The sequence below is a fragment of the Pseudanabaena sp. SR411 genome (assembly GCF_002251945.1).
Taxonomy (GTDB): Bacteria; Cyanobacteriota; Cyanobacteriia; order Pseudanabaenales; family Pseudanabaenaceae; genus Pseudanabaena.
The window spans coordinates 1-16,802 of sequence record NZ_NDHW01000038.1; the positions used below are offsets into that span (position 1 = coordinate 1).

General features: G+C 42.5%; 13 protein-coding genes. 6 read left to right on the top strand and 7 right to left on the bottom strand.

Going from position 1 to position 16,802, the window contains the following annotated elements:
- Positions 1–437: 437 nt before the first annotated feature.
- From B9G53_RS02580 to B9G53_RS02590, 3 genes are all read right to left on the bottom strand, one after another.
- On the bottom strand, positions 438–701 hold the full coding sequence (locus B9G53_RS02580; protein ID WP_094528758.1) for a DUF2584 family protein: 264 nt from the start codon (positions 699–701) through the stop codon (positions 438–440).
- 412 nt (positions 702–1,113) lie between these two features.
- Positions 1,114–4,245 carry an efflux RND transporter permease subunit gene (locus tag B9G53_RS02585; RefSeq protein ID WP_094528759.1) on the bottom strand — a complete coding sequence of 1,044 codons (3,132 nt, stop codon included), beginning with the start codon at positions 4,243–4,245 and terminating at the stop codon, positions 1,114–1,116.
- A gap of 178 nt (positions 4,246–4,423) precedes the next feature.
- Positions 4,424–5,737, bottom strand: coding sequence for an efflux RND transporter periplasmic adaptor subunit (locus B9G53_RS02590; protein ID WP_094528760.1), 1,314 nt, complete (start codon positions 5,735–5,737; stop codon positions 4,424–4,426).
- Between the two features lie 204 nt (positions 5,738–5,941).
- Here B9G53_RS02590 and B9G53_RS02595 point away from each other — a divergent pair, with 204 nt between their 5' ends.
- The gene (locus B9G53_RS02595; protein WP_094528761.1) at positions 5,942–6,472 is read left to right on the top strand and encodes a PadR family transcriptional regulator; all 531 of its coding nucleotides are present in this window, start codon (positions 5,942–5,944) and stop codon (positions 6,470–6,472) included.
- Between the two features lie 69 nt (positions 6,473–6,541).
- On the opposite strand, the gene B9G53_RS02600 is transcribed toward B9G53_RS02595, so the two are convergent.
- Complete coding sequence (locus B9G53_RS02600) at positions 6,542–7,168, bottom strand: response regulator transcription factor (RefSeq protein ID WP_094528762.1); 627 nt, start codon at positions 7,166–7,168, stop codon at positions 6,542–6,544.
- Positions 7,165–10,128 carry a GAF domain-containing sensor histidine kinase gene (locus B9G53_RS02605; protein ID WP_094528763.1) on the bottom strand — a complete coding sequence of 988 codons (2,964 nt, stop codon included), beginning with the start codon at positions 10,126–10,128 and terminating at the stop codon, positions 7,165–7,167. Before B9G53_RS02605 ends, B9G53_RS02600 begins: the two co-directional genes overlap by 4 nt.
- Positions 10,129–10,499: 371 nt before the next feature.
- On the opposite strand from B9G53_RS02605, the gene B9G53_RS02610 reads away from it, so the two are divergent.
- The 4 genes from B9G53_RS02610 to B9G53_RS02625 all read left to right on the top strand — a co-directional run bounded on the left by B9G53_RS02610 (position 10,500) and on the right by B9G53_RS02625 (position 14,346).
- Positions 10,500–10,769 (top strand): CDGSH iron-sulfur domain-containing protein, encoded by a 270-nt coding sequence (locus B9G53_RS02610; protein WP_094528764.1) that lies wholly within the window; start codon positions 10,500–10,502, stop codon positions 10,767–10,769.
- Between the two features lie 45 nt (positions 10,770–10,814).
- Positions 10,815–12,008, top strand: coding sequence for an MFS transporter (locus B9G53_RS02615; RefSeq protein ID WP_094528765.1), 1,194 nt, complete (start codon positions 10,815–10,817; stop codon positions 12,006–12,008).
- A gap of 39 nt (positions 12,009–12,047) precedes the next feature.
- Positions 12,048–12,506 (top strand): flavodoxin family protein, encoded by a 459-nt coding sequence (locus B9G53_RS02620; RefSeq protein ID WP_254923522.1) that lies wholly within the window; start codon positions 12,048–12,050, stop codon positions 12,504–12,506.
- Between the two features lie 268 nt (positions 12,507–12,774).
- Positions 12,775–14,346, top strand: coding sequence for an iron uptake porin (locus tag B9G53_RS02625; protein ID WP_094528766.1), 1,572 nt, complete (start codon positions 12,775–12,777; stop codon positions 14,344–14,346).
- Positions 14,347–14,353: 7 nt separating this feature from the next.
- Here B9G53_RS02625 and B9G53_RS02630 read toward each other — a convergent pair whose 3' ends face one another.
- Positions 14,354–15,271: a LysR family transcriptional regulator gene (locus B9G53_RS02630; protein ID WP_094528767.1), complete on the bottom strand. Its 918-nt coding sequence runs from the start codon at positions 15,269–15,271 to the stop codon at positions 14,354–14,356.
- 163 nt (positions 15,272–15,434) lie between these two features.
- Between B9G53_RS02630 and B9G53_RS28915 the strand changes: the two genes are divergently transcribed.
- A complete protein-coding gene (locus B9G53_RS28915) occupies positions 15,435–15,647 on the top strand; it encodes an SDR family NAD(P)-dependent oxidoreductase (protein ID WP_094528768.1) in 213 nt (70 codons plus the stop codon).
- Positions 15,648–15,782: 135 nt separating this feature from the next.
- Here the strand turns inward: B9G53_RS28915 and B9G53_RS02640 are convergent.
- Positions 15,783–16,802: IS1634 family transposase (locus B9G53_RS02640; protein ID WP_141211684.1), on the bottom strand; the 1,020-nt coding region annotated here is incomplete at its 5' end.

Below are 16,802 nucleotides of genomic sequence, written 5' to 3' on the forward strand. Positions count from 1 at the left end.
GCATACGTTTGCGACGAATTTGATTGTGAAGTATGAGTTAGATCCTTCTTTGGCGATGGAGTTGACGAGACACCGGGATGTCAGGAGTTTTAGGCGTTATACCAACCGCAAGAATAAGATTGCGGCGAAACGTGCTTTCTTGAAGGCGGCGGAAAGGCTAGATTAGTTTAGATCCACATATATAGGATTTCTCAATCTAGTGAGGTACATATTGTTTTATCCAATCTATTTAAATATGTGGCTGTAAGTCACTTGTTTGTGCAGCATTATAGCTGTTGCCAGTCATGTTAGGACGAAATCAAAACCCCAAAGAGAGTTGCGACGCGAAGCGTCGCAACTCTCTTTGGGGTTTTATGTCCTGATACATTTGGCGATAGCTATAGTGTCGGAATTGCTATATTCTAGATTTATCATGTACAAAGCATGAGCTAATTAGCTCATGCTTTGATTGCAAATGGAGTCAAGTACAGGCGATCAATTGCAAAACTGATATGTGTTTGACCATTTTCCCAAGTTAATTTGTTGATTATAATGTCAGTGTGGGCAAGCCAGTTTTCATCAACTAAAGGAATAGGAACATCAATGGGAATTAATCGATAATTTTGTTTCTGTGCTTGGTGTTTCGCTCCTTTTACAAGTTGTTGTGGATATTGTGATGGGGGAAGTTTGAGAATACTATTGATTTCGCAGGGCATACCCATTTTTGTTTCTCCATTTTTTGTAATAGGGGCTTAAGTAGTAACTGGGCAAAAAGCAGTTTTAAGACAATAGTAACTATTGAGTCCTACCATTTTCGTTTTCTATGGAATTATTAAGACTTGTTCTTAAGTAAATTAACTTTACCAACATTTGATGCTTGGACTACCACTTTAGCCCTGCCCATAAAAATTAAGAGTCAAGAGATGATTGATTAAAGATACCCATTTAGATTCAAAATTAGCATCTTTAGCCGTAAAAAAATTATCGTTTTTGTAGAAGTCTATTTTATCTATGATGTATACTGGATAAGAATTCGAGTCTTAATGTTGTTTTTTGTCTAGTTGCTAGATGATCTCCTTAATGTGATACCTAAGAGATGGGCGGCGCGAAGCTCCGCCCATCTCTTAGGTATGGTTACACAATATGATTTGCATGTTTCAAACTAGTTGTGTCCCTATTTACGAACAGTAAATAAGTACAGGGAATAAAGTAGAGGGCAAGCATCGTCGCGCCAAATACTCCACCTGCAATTACGATTGAGAGAGGTGGCCAGAAGCCTCCTCCAGAAAGAATCAAGGGTAAAAAACCTGCCATCGTGGTAAAGGTAGTGGTGAGAACATGGCGAGCGGTGTGGATAATTACATCGATCATTGCTTGGCGATCGCCTGTTTGTGCCTTTAGATCGGTTTTAAGCGCAGTCAGTACGGTAATAGAATCATTCACCGCCACACCAACTAGACCGACTGTGCCAATGATCGGGTTGAAGCCGAAGGGATAGTTAAATAGCCATAGGGATAACCCGCCTAATCCCACCGAAAGAATTGCGACAATGCCGATAAATCCCGCCAACGCAAAGGAATCCATCGATAAAACTAAAGTAACAACAAGGGCGATCCCTAAAACGATTCCATAGCCTAGTAGTCCGCCTGTGGCGCTAGTCCGTTCGGCTTCTTCGCCACCAAATTCTAAACTATAGCCCTGTGGTAATTGGAACTGCTTAGCTAAGATAGGGCGAAACTCTGCTAGGGCTTGACTGGGAATGGTTCCAGCCGTGAGGTAGCCTTGGACTGTACTCACTCGCCGCCCATCTTTGCGGGTGATTGCCGCATTTTTAGCTTCGAGGGTAAGTTTGCTGATCGATTCTAGGGGAATGTAGCCATTACGATCGCTTGGCAAAATACTGGTCGATTGCAATTGATTGAGGTCGGCACGTTCGCGATCGCTAAACCTGACACGCACAGGAATTTCTTCTGTATCTTCGAGAATTGTACCGCCGCGTATGCCCTCGGTTGCACTACTTAACTGTTGAGCGATGTCGCGGCGACTCAGACCCCGCGATCGCGCTTCTGGCTCATCAATTTGTAAAGCGAGTTGCGGAAAGCGATCGGTCAGGCGAGTTCGTACATGGGTAATTGATGGTAACTGTACCAATAACGATCGCAATTGCTCACTAATATTTTGGAGAACATCGACATCATTTCCATAAACCCGCAATTCAATCGGCGCTTCAAAGGGAGGTCCCTGCTCAAATTGACGCACTAACACCCGCGCCGCAGGAAAGGCGGCATCCATTTCTATTTGAATATCGTGGATAAGTTTGTTAGGAGCTACACCTTGAGTTTGCAAGATCGCATTGGCAAAGCTGCTGTCATTCTCACGATTTGTGATTTGGTTGTAGTAAACCTTGGGAGCACTCCGTCCTAACATCCAATGCACTTGCTGTATTTCAGAATGAGTCCGTAACTGCTTTTCTACGTCTTGAGTCAGGTTTTGAATTTGATTGAGAGAACTGGCGGACGGCATCTCTAGCTCAAGGGTAAGCTGTTCGCGATCGGCAGGTGGAAAAAATTGCAAATTGAGGGTCGTCATCAGGGCAAAGCCGATGAAAGAGGGAATGAGAGTGAGGGCGATCGCTGTTTTCGGATGGCTAAGCGACCAGTTCAGCGATCGCCGATACCATAGAGTTAAGCCTTGATTGGCGAATCCAGTTTGTAACCATTGGCGATTACCGATCGCCTGATAGATGATGCCATTGGTTGTAAAAGAGCGTTGATGACTCCATCGATAAACAATCGCCGCGATCGCAGGGGTAATCGTCAGGGCAACTACGAGAGAAGCCATAACTGCCAAAATCACATTCAATCCAATTGTCCCCACAAATTCGCCCACTGCTCCCGGAAGTAGCGCGATCGGCGCGAATGAGAATACCGTGGTTAATGTGCCACCAAAAAGTGGCGCTCGCAAATACTGTACTGTATCCAAAATTGCTTCTTCAAGGGGCATTCCCTCTTTAAGTCGCATATTCATTTCATCGACTAAAATAATCGCGTTATCAATGAGAATGCCCAAAGCAACAATTAGCCCTGTAACGGACATCTGATGCAGAGGAATACCTAAAAGTCCCATGCCAATTAAGGCGATCGCCACACAAAGAGGTAACGCAATCTGCACCACGATCGCCTGTTGCCAGCCCATCATAAAGATACAGATTAGAAATAGAATCAGCGCACCTGATAGCAGATTACTAATTAAATTATTTAATCGCGCTGTCACATAGCGACTTTGATCAAAGACAGTTTCTAAACTGAGTCCCTTTGGTAAATCTGCTTGAAATTCTGTAAGAACTTTTTGAGCATCTACTGACCAGCGATCGAGTCGATATTGGGGCTGCACATAGACTCCAAGCATGATCGCGGGTTTGCCTTGGGCGATCGCTAATTCTGTCGGCGGCATGGCAATCCCTTTGCTGACAGTGGCGATGTCACCCAATAGACGAAAATCACGATTAGATTGGCATGACGGACATCGGATCGGAATCTGTTGCAAACGGCTCAAGGTATCCAGTTCACCCTTAACTTCATACAGCAAATTATTCTCACCCCGAAACTGTCCTGCTGAGGTTTTGGCATCGCTCTGCTGAATTTGGTTGGCGAGTTCGGTGGCGGTAATTCCCAAACTAGCGAGATTACTGGTATTCACTTCTACGGCAATCTCTTCATCGGGCGCACCAAAGATTCTTGTTTCATCAGTCCCTGATATCGCCTTGAGCGCATTTTCTAATACTTCTGCTCTGCGCCGCAAAATCGCATAATTAGGTGGACTATCTTGATCCCAATTGATTGAAGTTAGTAGTGCATAGCCCCGCACTTCACCCTCATCTAGTTCTGGTTCTGTCGCTTCGGCGGGGAGAGTGGCGCGGACATCACGCAATTTATCACGCACTCGCGACCAAACTAGCGGTACTTGACTTCTACTCACACTATCCAAAAGATCCACAGAAATCGCGGATACCCCTGTCCTTGAGGTTGATTCATAGGTCTTAATTTCGGAAATCTCGGCAATCTTCTCTTCGATGGGAGCCGTGACCAAAGTTTCGGTGCGCTCAGCCGTTCCCCCTGGGAGGAAAGTGGTAATCAGTGCGAAACGAGATGTCAGTTCAGGATCTTCCAATCGAGGCAAAGATTCATAGTTGACGGTTCCCCAAGCGACGATCAAGAAAATCACCAAGGCTAATAAGCGGAGATTGCGAAAGAATAGTTGTGCCATTAGTTCATCTACTAGAGATTGTGAGAATGGTTAGATCCCCCCCCAGCCCCCCTTAAAAAGGGGAGAGAATTAGAATTTTCTTCTTCCCCCTTTTTAAGAGGGATTGAGGAGGATCTCTTTAAGGTTTTGCCCGCAGCGAGAAATTCTTAAACGGTTTCTAAATTACAAGTAGCGCTAGTTATTTAGTTACCGTTTGTCCATTAACTAAGCGCTGTGTACCACTGCTGACAACTTCTTCATTTGCAGAAATAGTACCTCTAACGAGAACGCGATCGCCTTCTGTGTGTAGAACTTCCACATCGCGTTTTTCTACTCGATAAGCATCACCATCGCGGGCGATCACAAAGCATGACCACAACCCACGCTCACCCCTAGAGAGCGCCGTAGTCGGTAGCCAAAAGCCTTGTATTTGCTCAGTTTGTGATACTTTTAGTCGTGCAATTTCGCCCGATTTGGGTATAGCAAGATTAGTGGTTTTGTTATTTGATTTATTTGCCGCTTGACTGGAATTTTGCAATTTCAGAACTACTGTACTAGTTCGGGTTTGCAAATTAGTTTCGGGCTTAATGGCGATCACGGTCGCAGTGTAAGTGCGATCGCCAATCTCAACAGTCTGATTACTGCCTACCGTTAGAGTTGCAGCAACTGAAAAAGGTACACCGATTTCTAGCTCTGGATTTGCCGATTCCACCAGTCGCACGATCGCTTGTCCAGCCTGTGCGACGCTGCCTTCATCAAGATTGCGCTCACCGATGACACCTCGAAAGGGAGCCGTTAAATTACTCTTGGCGATCGTGATTTCTAAATCCAGAATACTGGCTTCGATCTGAGCAACCGCCGCCGCTTGAGCATTGATTTGTTCAATTCTCGCGCCATTTTGGACTTCTTCTAATTGACTTCGCGCCGCCGCTAAGCGATCGGATAAAGCATCACGATTAAAGGCAACTTCTTCAAATTGCTCTTTGCTCACTGCACCTTCTTTGTATAGCGATTCTCTTCGTTGGCTCCGAGTATTGGCTAAGCGCAACTGATTTTCTAAATCAGAAACCTGCGATCTCGCCGATGCAATTACTTCCCGCCGTGAACCATTCTGTAATTCCTGTAACTGCGCTAAGGCTCGCAACCTTTGCGCTTCTAACTGCGATAACTGTGCCTCTAGATTTTGCGTATCTAATCTGGCAATTACGGCTCCTGCCTCTACAACCTGTCCGCGATCATATAGAACTTCAATTACTTTGCCAGCCCGCTCAAATCCTAGATCAGTGCGCCGCGTTGCTACGACTTCGCCTGTGTAATAGCGAGTGATGTTATAAGAATTTACAGGCGTGAGATTAATGACAGATACTGTCAAAGGTTTTGTAATTGCTAGCTGCTCTGGGAGCGCAAAACGTTGACAAAGAATAACTCCTGTACCTACTACAACCAAACCGCTCGCAACAATGCCAATCCAAGAGTTGCGCTGCCAACCGATGCTGATTTTCTCTGTATTCATAATCTGCTGTGTGTAATTTGCTTTGCGGCAGTTGTGAGGGATAATCTGCTAAAACATCCCTAAAACTCAACGTGATTATTAATGTGATTAATTACCAAAACTAGATAGCCATATAAAACCAACTTGTTGTATAAAGCTAGTTTTATACAACAAGTTGTATATGTCAAGTAAAATTAAATACAAAGTCAAACAAAACTAAAACCTATGACCCTATCCCATGCGATCGCTACGATCTTGCTTCAATCACCTCATACTGGCTATGATGTCGGCAAAGAATTTGATGAAAAAGTAAGTTGCTATTGGCAAGCCACATCGCAGCAGATTTATCGAGAACTAGCAAAAATGCAGGAAAAAGGTCTGGTCGAAGTTGAAAATGTGCCGCAATTAAATCGACCTGATAAAAAGCTCTATTCCTTAACTGAGTCAGGTAAACAAGAGTTAATGGCATGGATTACTGAACCATCAGAGCCAACAGCAATTCGAGAGAGCTTACTGGTCAAAGTCAGAGCTGGATATATTGTGCCTGATGAGATTTTAATAGAAGAAATCAAGCGCCGTAAAAAGCTCCATCAACAAAAATTAGCCTATTATCATTCGATGGAATCGGAAATTAATATTGCAGAACTAACTCGTCCTCAACGCCATATGTATCTCACACTCCGTTGTGGCATTCGTTACGAAACATCGTGGATTGAATGGTGTGATGAGGCGATCGAGCAATTACAGCAAGAATAAAAACACTCAATTTGTCTATTTGCTATTCGATGAATAAGGAACTTAAGCTCCTTATTTATCGTGTAGTAATCAGGAATTCACAATACCTCGTTTAATGGCAATTAAGGTCGCTTGAGTGCGATCGCTTACGCCTAGTTTACTTAAAACACTATTGATGTGGTACTTAACTGTACTCTCAGAAATATATAATTCAGTGGCAATTTGTTGATTAGTTTTACCTTGGGCAACTAGTTTTAAGACATCCAATTCTCGATTAGATAGTTGAGGGCGATTGAGTCTTTCTGAAAGCTTTTCACCAACTTCAGGGGGAATATATTTTTTGCCATCATTGACAGTTTTGATCGCTCTAATAATCTCATCGACTGGAGCATTTTTAAATATATAGCCCTTGGCTCCAGCCTTTAAACCTTTATAAATATCTTCATCCCCATCATAGGTCGTGAGAACAATGATTTTTGCCTCGCTAAACTCTTGATGAATAGCAGCAATCGCATCGGCTCCACTCATCTCTGGCATTCGCAAATCCATCAAGGTGACATCAGGACGATACTGGCGAAATAGGGCAACGGCTTCTAGTCCGTTATTCGCCTCAGCTACAGTTTCCATGTTAGGAGTGTAATCGATCATTAATACCAATCCGCTCCTGACAATTGGGTGGTCGTCCGCTACCATAATACGGATTGTTTGATCAGTCATGATTTTTGTTCCTCTAATGGAATCTCTACTAAAATTTCTGTTCCTTTACCCAAGATACTGTTAATCAATAATTGTCCCCCAATGCGATCGCATCGTTCGGATATGCTCAAAAGCCCAAAACCGCCATTATCGAGATTGGGCTGAAAGCCGCAGCCATTATCAGTAATGCTGAGGGAAACTAGTGCATCTTTATAGGTAAGAATTATCGAAAGTTTCGTTGCTTTGGCATGTTTTAGAGCATTAGTAATCGCTTCTTGGGCAAGTTTGAGTAAGTTGTATCCAATCATCGCTGAAACTTGATATTCACTTCCTAAAATCTGTAAATCAACTTGAATAGGACAATCGCTAGTTAATTTCTCGACTGATTGAGAAATCTTTTCGGCTAAGTTGGAATATTCTTGGGCTGTAGGATAAATTTCCCAGACAGAGCGCCGTGCTTCAGCTAGTCCCGTTTGCGCGATGTCATTGATGCGATCAAGGATTGGTTCAATGGCTAATGAACCTTCTTGAATTAGCCATTTTACGACTCCTAGTTGGAGGGAAATGCCTGTAAAAGCCTGTGCTAAGGTATCGTGAATTTCGCCAGCCAGTCGATTACGTTCCGCATAGATGGCAGCTTGCTTTGACTCTTCAGCCATACGGAGAAGTTGGATTGCTAGCGTTGCTTGATTAGCCAAAGCTTGCGTCAGTTCTAATTCTTCAGCTTGAAATTGGCGCTTTTCGGCAAACCGCAGGGTAAAGCTGCCGATAATTTCCGCTCCTAATAAAAGAGGGATACCTAATAGAGTTTTTACCCCCATATTTCCCAAGCTTTTACGCAGAGGTGGTGGTACTACCGAAGCATCATCTACTTGATAAATAACTGGACTACGTTCGCGGATATGCTTTTTAAGAAACAAATCCTTATCCATGTTTCTGCCACGAAGCCATTTCCCTGAGAGAATGTCGATATTTTCGTCAGTTACAGGAATAATTTGATTATCCATATAGACAAGATGCAGATAAAACTTTTCAGTAAAAGAGTTATATAACCAGAGTGCGGAAGAAGGAGAATCCAGTTGTTCAGAGGATACCTTTAGCACATGCCCTAAAGAACTTTCGATTTCGGGTTCCGTTGCTAACACATCTAGAGTTTGTTTCAAGACTGCATTAGCTTTGACTAATTGCACTACTCTTGCCGCAGCAGCCTGCTCTTGTTCATGGGCGATCGCTGATTGCTTCGATTGTTCAGCTAATTGCATTAATAGAATGGCAAGAGCCGCTTGGTTTGCTAGAGCAATGACCAGTTCGCGTCTTTCTCCTACTAGCTCTTGTTTTTCGTTAAAACCAAAGCCGAGAAAACCTACTGTGCGATCGCCAGCTTTAAGCACCAAGGCTCCAATCGCTTTACGCCCTAAATTAATATGCCATTCATAGTTGTCAGGCCAAGTAATCTCTCTAACTTCTGGTTGGATATTCAGCATATCTAGGGTCAAGAGCAGATCTTGCTCTTCCATCATGGCAAAGATTGGGGTAATATCCGCAGGAAAGGGGGCAGAGAAAATGGCAGGTTCAGAGGGAGCAGGAGATTGGATTAGCTTACCATCGACTACCCTTGCAACTATCTCTAACATCCTTTCTGGTTGATGCAATATAAATAGGTGGGCGATATCGGCTTTGACCGTAGCACTAATTTCCAGCAATATCTGTTCTAGGAAATTATTAAGATTTTCTTCTCGAGCCAGCCAAGATAGACTGCGACTTAGGGCTTCATTGGCTTTTTCTAGTTCGGCAGTACGTTGTTTTTCATTAACTAATAGAGATTGTTCACGTTCACGGGCGATCGCTGTTTGTTGGGCTTCGTTCGATAGCCTTAACATTTCCACCGCCATTGTCATCTGTTCAGCAAGGACTTTTAATAGCCCAAAACTTTTACCAATAGGGGGATTTTCTTCCGCAAAGCCAAGTCCTAACCAACCGATCAGGCGATCGCTAATCTGCATTGGCACAAGCCGTATAGCCTTGTTATTGTGTTCGCGATGAAACTCTCGATATTCAGGCATTATTCTTGGATCATTAGGAGGGACGACCCATTCCAACGGTGATTTCAGAAGTTGTTCGGCTAGATCTTTCAATTCTGGCGTGAATGGAGAAATTGTCAGTCCTCTAGACATTTGAATCTGCGGATCTATCCAGCCATCTTGGTCGAATAACACAGCATGACGGATGAATTCTCCTTCAATTAGAGCCACTGCACCAGAATGCGCTCCTGATATTTCTAGACTTGCTTTTAGCATTTCAGCTAAGAAATGCTCTAGATTATCAAGCCTTGCCATCCCTGCGATCGCACTGCGTAGAGCCTTATTCGCTTTTTCTAATTCGGTAGCACGTTCTTGTTGAGATCGGAGTAGAGCTTGCTGGGTGCGATCGCGCTGAATTGCACTACCGATAGAATTTGCGGCAATTCTTAACATTGACAATTCAGATTGACCTCGATGTTTTACTCCACGACAGTCATCAAAACCCACTACTCCCCAACATTTATTTTCTACAAAAATCGGAACAACATGCAGTGCTTTGACTCCAAGTTTCTCTTGCCCACTCCGAAATGGTTCTGACATGTCTTTGGTCAAATAAGTTATGTTTTGACCTTGATTAATACTTTCATACCATGACTCAATACCTTCATAGGTTCCCTGAGAGACTTCTGGATGGGAAATTTGTGAGATTGTGTCTAGAGAATCCCACTCATACAACATTTTCCAGCAAGGTAGCGATTGTTCTGGACAATTAAAATGTTCAATTACGGTAACGCGATCAGTATCTAAAGCTTCTCCAATAATCTTCAGAGCAGTATTAACAGCATCATCAAGTGAAGTGATCGTCAATAACGCACTAGTTGCATTAGCAGATGCTTTTAGTAGGCGATCGCTTAGCGTCTCCTTATGATCTTGATTCAGATTTAAGAAGTTCTGTGGCATCTGCTTCGCTCAGAAAATATTACTTAAAAATATTGATTAAATAGATAGATATAGGAACTTAATTACTTGGCATTGTAGATTTAAAGTTGTGTAGGTATGATGCATATATTTAACTTTAAATTTCTATAGTCAATTCTATTACATTTTCTGTTTGTCTTAATACAAATAAAAAACTCTGTACTTAAGTACAGATCTAAATCAGTTGTTTGATTAAAAAATTCAATCTTTTAAGACAGGGACTAATAATTCTTCCATCTGATAGGGTAGGGAAGCAAGCAAAACTCAACCTAAAATTAATTAAAACAAGTAAGGTAGAGATTTTTTATTGCTGTTGAAACTTAACTCTCACACCTAGGATATTTAGTGAAACCATGTCAGAAAACAATTCCATTGAACCCAAAATTGTTGATAAGAAACCAGTGGTAATGACCCTAGAAGCAGGGAAATATTTCTGGTGTAGCTGTGGATTGTCAGCAAATCAGCCTTTTTGTAATGGCGCACATAAAGGAACAAGTTTCACTCCTGTAAGTTTTGAACTTTCTGAATCCACAAAAATGCCGCTATGCCTCTGTAAATATACGGCTGGCGTTCCAAAGTGTGACGGTACTCATTTAAAGCTGACAGATTCTGTCGCAAGTTAGTCACACCCTAAAAGTTTTCTTAGAATTAGTTAGATTTCATTCTTTATGAAAACAGCGATCGCCTCAAAAGTTAATTCTCTAACTACTCGTATAACTTTGCTGGTTGCTAGTATGTTAACGATTATGGCAAGTGCCACRATCGCACCTTCTTTACCAGCAATGTTGAAAMATTTTGAGTCAGTGCCRAACTCAGCTTATTGGGTAAGATTGGTGCTAACTCTACCCGCGCTATTTATAGCTATTAGCGCTCCAGTACTGGGAGTTTTAGTAGATCGGATCGGACGGAAACCATTATTGTTTCTATCTCTAATTGTCTATGGCTTAGCGGGTAGTTCGGGATTATGGCTAAATTCCTTAGATACGATTATTGTTGGTCGAGCGTTGTTAGGTGTTAGCGTGGCAGGGATTTCCATTTCTACTACGGYTCTAATTGCYGACTACTATAGTGGGGCTGCTAGAGGAAAGTTTCTGGGCTTACAGGCAGCYTTTAGTTCTTTAGGCGGTGTAGTATTTGTCTCTTTGGGWGGTTGGTTAKCYGATATTGGATGGCGTAATCCTTTTCTAATCTACTTCGCAGCATTGTTAGTATTGCCTGCGGTCTTGTCTTTTCTGTCAGAGCCACCTCGCCAAGATTCAATTCAATCTTCTGATCATGCTGATAAGTCTGAAAAGTCTAGGCGCTTGCCATATCTCATTGTTGGGCTAACATTTGCAGCCGCAATGCTAGGTCAGATGGCTTTTTATACGATTCCCGTACAGATCCCCTTCTATCTCAAGAATTTATTCCAATCCTCTGCTTCTCAAAGTGGAATCGCGATCGCGATTTGCATTCTCGGTTCCGCTGTATCATCCTTTCAATATCAACGGCTCAAAGCCAAAACAACCTTTTTTAATATCTATGGCACTGCTTTTAGCACTATGGCTCTAGGGTTTGGTTTGATTAGCCTAGGCAGTAGTTTTACAGTCGTTGCCTTAGGCTTAGGAACCGCAGGTATTGGATTGGGGTTGGTGATGCCAAATATGACCTTTTGTCTTACTTCCGCTACTCCTGTGAATATGCGCGGCAAGATTTTAGGCGGTTTGACGACTTCTATGTTTTTAGGTCAGTTCTTATCACCTCTCGTGAGTCAGCCTTTGAGTCTCGCGATTGGCTTGAATGCCACCTATGGTACGGCGGGAATTGCAATGGTGATATTAGCGATCGCCTTTATGGTTTTGCTGTGGAATTGGAAAGACTAAAAATTACCCTTACTACAAATCTATCGAGGAAGTAAAGTTATGTCATCTATCGCTATTATTTATTTTTCTGGCACAGGACACACTCACCTGATCGCTGAAGCCTTTGCGGAAGGTGTGAATAAGGTCGCAGATACTAAAGTTCAACCTTTTAGAATTACTGGCGAACAAATCCATAATGGACGTTGGCACAATGAAGAAGTTTTAGAAGCACTCAATCAATCTGATGCGATCGTTTTCGGTTCGCCGACCTATATGGGAGGCGTAGCCGCACAGTTTAAGGCGTTTGTCGATGCTGCTAGTGGGATTTGGTTCCAACAGCTATGGAAAAACAAATTAGCAGGCGGCTTTACCCATTCAGGTTCTCCTAGTGGAGATAAGCAGGGAACTCTACTTTATTTGGCAATCAATGCAGCCCAGCATTCGATGATTTGGGTTGGCGCTGGTGAGATGAATCAGAATGGAGTGAATCGTCTAGGTTCTTACATGGGAGTGATGTGACAGACTGTTCCTGACTTTTCTGGTACTCAAAAGCCGTAGAGCTTGATTCTGGCGTTCGCTTGTCGGTAGAGTTATATGGTGAGCGGATCGCGCAGATATCTAAGAGATGGAAAAGTTGATTTAGCGATCGGCTATGTATCACAGCAATTGCTTTGCGTAACTTCCCCGAAGGACAGTTAGCAGGAGCTTTTTTATGATTGTTTTTAGTTTGACCAATGAGTACGCACTCATTGGTCAAACTCGATAGTACACAATCTTTTAATTGAAAATGAAGATCTCAAAGCTCAAATCACTTTTTAAATTAAACCTCAACCCAAGACTGCAATGTTTATTGCTAGCTTTGCTAATAGTTGGGAAATCTGCGATCGCAGATTCTAGCAAGGCAGAAGATATTACTGTAAATCAACTATCCGATGTCAAAACTACGGATTGGGCTTTTACAGCTTTGCAATCTCTCACAGAACGCTATGGCTGTATCCAGAGCTATCCCGATCGCACTTATCGCGGCAATGTTGCCTTGAGTCGCTATGAGTTTGCCGCAGGGCTACAGTCTTGCATTACTAAACTAGATGAGATGCTTAGAAGTGGACTGAGCGACAAAGTAAGTCAAGAGGATCTGAGTACCTTAAATCGATTACAAAGTGAATTTACATCAGAGTTAGGAATAATTTCCCAAAAGGTCAATAATCTAGAACAGCGCACAGAGCAGTTAGAAATTCAAAAATTCTCTCCAACAACCAAACTATCAGGGCAAGTGATTTTTGCGCTATCGGCAGGGAGTTTTAGTGGCGATCGCATTCTTTCGCCAACTGGTGCGGTGATCACCCGCAATCAACCCAACGTTACTTTTTTAAATCGATTTTCTATCGATCTCAATACCAGTTTTGTGGGTAAAGATCTGCTCAAGATCCGCTTGCTTGCTGGTAGTGCAGGCGCAAGTGATAGTACTTCAGGATTTTTAGAACCCAATTTTGCTAGCGCTCTTGATTATTCTATTCAAGGTCGTGACAATCAGGTTAGCCTAGCACGTCTTTATTATTCATTTAATATCGCTGAGGAAGTCCGTTTAACGATCGCCCCTTTCATGGTGGCTGGTGATTTTATTGATAAAAATCGCTATGCAAATGCTAGTTTTAACGACTTCTCCACTCAAGCTCTTATTAATAATTTTATTCTCTTACCCAGACCTGCGGGGGCTGGCGTTGTTGCTGAGTGGACTCCTAAGCAACTTCCTATTCAAATACGAGCCTTATATGTAGCTACAAATGCTAATCGACCAACTGGCTCAGCGATCGTTAATACTTTGCGATCTAGTGAGTCGGCGGAGTTACCAGTTTTAATTTTCCCTAATCGTGGCGGTGAACAGGGCTTATTTGGCGATCCCTATCAAGGTGTTGTGGAATTAGAATATTCTCCAGATAAAAAGTTTACTCTGCGTTTGCAATATGCTGGAGGCAGGGTGATTGGCAGTAATTTTAATGCTTTTGGAGTGAATTTTGATTGGGGAATTAGCGATCGCGTAGGTGTATTTGGACGCTATGGCTTCAGCAACTACAACAATACGGAGTTTGGGAATATTAGCCCTAATTATTGGATGGCTGGTTTTTCATTTAAGGATCTCTTTACCCAAGGTTCGATTACAGGGCTAGCGGTTAGTCAACCACTCATCGTGAGAGAGATTGGGAATGCTTCGCAGACTAACTTTGAAGCTTTTTATAATATTCCGATCAACAAATTTATTAGAATTACGCCTCTGGTTCAAGTGATTACCAATGCTGGCAATCGCAACGAGAACGGCACGATTTGGGTTGGAGCTTTACGCACGGTGTTCTCTTTTTGAGACTTACCTAAAGCTTCCTCGCTAACGCCTTGATCGTACTGCGTAGCCATTGATTTGATTCATCATGATCGCTTAAAACACTCCATAGCATAGATACCTTCCAAGGCTTAGTCTCAATTGGTAATTCAAAAATAGTGAGATTACAGGTTTTAGCCATAGTGATAGCTAGACGTTTAGGAACAGCCGCAACCATATCACTAGTAGCGATCGCAAAGGGTAAGACCAGCATATGGGGAGTAATCAAAGCAATCCGCCGTTGTAGATTCTGCTCTTGTAAAGTGCGATCAATTGCTCCAGAGTGATCGCGGCGTAAAGTTGTAAGGGCATGAGATAGCTTTGTAAAGGATTCTAAACTAATTGTTCCATTGGTTATATCGGGATGATCTTGACGCGCAATACCAACAAAGTGTTCTTCAAAAATCGGTTCTAATAGAGTTTGTCGAGGTGGATTTGGAAAAACTCCCAATGCAATATCAATTATGCCTTTTTCTAATAGTTCACCAACACTATCTTTCTCAAAACCGATCGTATGGAAATTGATTAATGGTGCATTTTGACAACTAAATTCTAGTAGTGGTGGCACAATCACTAAGCTAGTGTAGTCCGAGCTACCAATTGCAAATGTGCGATCGCTAGAAAGTGGGTCAAAAAGATGGCTTGTGATGATCGTCTGACGAATCTGGTGTAATACGGCCAAAATATTGGGGGCGATCGCCTTAGCTTTGACCGTTGGTTGCATTTGCTGCCCTAATCGAATAAATAAATCATCTTCAAAGAGAACTCGCAATCGACTAAGTGATGAGCTCATGGCAGGTTGTCCAATCTGAAGCTTTTCGGCTGCCTTCGTGACACTGTGTTCTGTAATCAAAGCTTCAAAAGCAACTAGTAGGTTTAGATCGATTGCGGCTAGATTTATCGATTTCATTGATAATATGTATCCCAAATCTTGTCTTGTTGAAAGGGGTGAGGATTGCTAAGGTGGATTTATACAACAATCCTAAGTAATGAGAATACTAAGATTCAACTAGGATTGCTACAGTAAAATCGAATAAAGGATTTAGAAGACGAAGACCAAAAAAGTTGCGGTAATTACTGGTAGTCATAAGGGTTTAGGATATGCGATCGCACGTCAGCTAGCTCAAAAAGAAGATATTCAGGTAATCATCACTAGCCGTAATCTTCAAGATGGTATCACTGCCCAGCAACGGCTAGCCAGTGAAGGGTTACAAGTGGATGTACATACTCTAGATGTAACTAGTGGAGCAAGTGTGAAAGAGTTCATAACTTGGTCGCTCATCTAGGTAAATAGGTGGAAGGAGGGAAAAGAAGCCGACGCAGGAAGTCAAAATCAATCCAACGTAGATTGTATGCCCACTCGAACATGGCTACATACAGATACAACCCACATTCCGCTCGTAATGGAATGAGAAAAACAATTACGAAACAGGTGCAGGGAGCAAATAATAGCGTTGGCAGGTGGGAGAAAAAAACTTTAAAATATGAAGCCGAAGAGGAGACAAATTAACAACTTGAGAGAGTCCCTGAAAATAAACTAAATGAACCGCCATAAAACATTGAAAAACCCAACGCAAAGTCGGAGAACTAGTGGGTTTACCCAATTGGCTCGGAATAGTATCTTGGGAAAGAGCTAAAGCAAGTCTGAGTTGTCGTTGGGCTAAATTATAAACGAGTAAGCAAAGCACCATAATCATACCCAAAGCCTCAATCCGTTTAGCGGACTTGAGAAAAACACTAGAAGTAAAAAATAAAGGGTCTTTGAGAAAGCGAAAACCCCGCTCAGTTGCCTGTTGAGACTTGTATTCACGTAAAGCATCATCGGCAGTGAATTCCAGAGAATCAAGGATGTTCGTGGCTAAAACAAACCTGCCACAGCGCTGTCTCTGAGCCAATATTTCTGAGTCTATAGGAATAACCGTCGCGGTAACCCGATAACTAATGCTGGTGGGTATAGCATCAGGTTGTGGCTTCCCCCGTTTCGCATAATGTTTTTTTTCTAGTGTCTGAATATTTGAGAGTTTGTGCCATTTCATCTTAGCTGATAGTTTATCGGCAGCAGAGAGCGCATCGGCAGTACAAGCAAAATCTTGTCCCGACAGAGTCTGTAAATCTTGATGGCATTTTTGCTGGATTTGCTCAAGCTTTTTGTCTAACTTTTTGATGTCTGACTTACGTCTTTCTTGGCTTTCAACTAAAATCCATCTTTGACTAACGCCGCCATATTCACTCACCGATTCGGTTGTGCTGTATCCTTTCAACTTACTCGCCTGTAAGACAGTTTTTGTCTCGACTAATTCACCTGCCGCATTGATGGTTAATGGCACTCTGGTTAGCCATTTAAGTCCTGTCATCGCTACCAGATTTTCTTCACTGTATAGGGCTGCGTCGGCTACGCATATTCCCTCAAATGTCCACTGTTCCTCGAATTCTTGTAATAG

What these genes read in the sequence shown, in the direction of transcription:
- B9G53_RS02600 (WP_094528762.1), bottom strand. Translation starts at nt 7,168, where the DNA reads ATGACTGATCAAACAATCCGTATTATGGTAGCGGACGACCACCCAATT.
- B9G53_RS02625 (WP_094528766.1), top strand. Translation starts at nt 12,775, where the DNA reads ATGAAGATCTCAAAGCTCAAATCACTTTTTAAATTAAACCTCAACCCA.
- B9G53_RS02590 (WP_094528760.1), bottom strand. Translation starts at nt 5,737, where the DNA reads ATGAATACAGAGAAAATCAGCATCGGTTGGCAGCGCAACTCTTGGATT.
- B9G53_RS02630 (WP_094528767.1), bottom strand. Translation starts at nt 15,271, where the DNA reads ATGAAATCGATAAATCTAGCCGCAATCGATCTAAACCTACTAGTTGCT.
- B9G53_RS02620 (WP_254923522.1), top strand. Translation starts at nt 12,048, where the DNA reads ATGTCATCTATCGCTATTATTTATTTTTCTGGCACAGGACACACTCAC.
- B9G53_RS02605 (WP_094528763.1), bottom strand. Translation starts at nt 10,128, where the DNA reads ATGCCACAGAACTTCTTAAATCTGAATCAAGATCATAAGGAGACGCTA.
- B9G53_RS02595 (WP_094528761.1), top strand. Translation starts at nt 5,942, where the DNA reads ATGACCCTATCCCATGCGATCGCTACGATCTTGCTTCAATCACCTCAT.
- B9G53_RS02580 (WP_094528758.1), bottom strand. Translation starts at nt 701, where the DNA reads ATGGGTATGCCCTGCGAAATCAATAGTATTCTCAAACTTCCCCCATCA.
- B9G53_RS02585 (WP_094528759.1), bottom strand. Translation starts at nt 4,245, where the DNA reads ATGGCACAACTATTCTTTCGCAATCTCCGCTTATTAGCCTTGGTGATT.
- B9G53_RS02610 (WP_094528764.1), top strand. Translation starts at nt 10,500, where the DNA reads ATGTCAGAAAACAATTCCATTGAACCCAAAATTGTTGATAAGAAACCA.